The organism is Shewanella algicola (assembly GCF_014648035.1).
Taxonomy (GTDB): domain Bacteria; phylum Pseudomonadota; class Gammaproteobacteria; order Enterobacterales; family Shewanellaceae; genus Shewanella; species Shewanella algicola.
Map to the genome: position 1 here is coordinate 1 of NZ_BMQI01000152.1, position 1,028 is coordinate 1,028.

Consider the following 1,028-nt stretch of genomic DNA (forward strand, 5'->3'; position numbering starts at 1 on the left):
TAAATAGCATTTGGCATAGTGATGATGGTGAGAAGTCATTGCTTCATTAGCCACATCATTCACGGTCATGCTCGCTTCTCTTTTTAAGAGTATCTAGTTAGACGTTCAGCTCACCTTATTGCGCGACTTATCCTTTCAAGAATCGTTGTTCATCAAACACCGTTTTGTTCTTCAACATGAAATAAACACAGCGACCAAGCTTATGTGCCAGTGCAGACAACGCCTTTGCTTTACTCATTCGTTTTTGTAATCGGTTAAGGTAGTTACGTGCTTTGTCATTGCCTCGCAGGTAAAGTACCGCAGCTTCTGAGAACGCCCATTTCAAATGAGCATTACCGATTTTATTGCCATTGGTACCATAGGTTTTACCGGCTGACTCCGCTTTACATTTGACTAATCGAGAGTATGACGCAAACTTTTGAACTGACTCAAATCGACTGATATCGCCGATTTCATATAGGATAGTCAGCGATAAAATCTTACCAATACCAGGTACCGTTTTCAGTAATTCTAAATAGACAGGATTATGGTTTTTGGCTTGTTTTTCGATAAACCATTCAACTTGAGCCAGTTCTTTTGCATAGCAATCGAGTAGCGCCATGTCTAAATCAATGTTGCGTTGCACGATAGGATCTTGATACTGCTCGCGTAGTTTTTGTCTTGCTGAAATATTTTTAAGATTTAACTCTGTCGCAGGCAAGTTGTATTGACTGTTGGTGTTAACCACATGGCCTTTGAGCATGGCCCCGTGACGGACAATCTTCATTCGTCGACGTAACAAGTCGCGTGCTGCGCGCATTTCACTCGGATAATCGTACGCTATGGGGAAGTTACCACCACGCAGTAATGTGGCAATTTTAAAGGAATCGATTTTATCATTTTTAGTTTTACCACCGTGGATCGCCTTCATATAAAGCGCATGGCCTAAGATAAAATCAATCCCGAGTTCAGCACACCAATCTGATACCCAGTACCAGCAATGCATACACTCAACCCCGACAATTACATTGCCGATATAGGGTTCTAGA

The 1,028-nt window shown here is 41.8% G+C and carries 1 protein-coding gene; it reads right to left on the reverse strand.

Annotated elements, in window-relative coordinates:
* Positions 1–127: 127 nt before the first annotated feature.
* Positions 128–1,028, reverse strand: a 901-nt coding sequence (locus tag IEY42_RS22160) for an IS110-like element ISShfr7 family transposase (RefSeq protein ID WP_188927326.1), incomplete at its 5' end; no start/stop codon positions are given.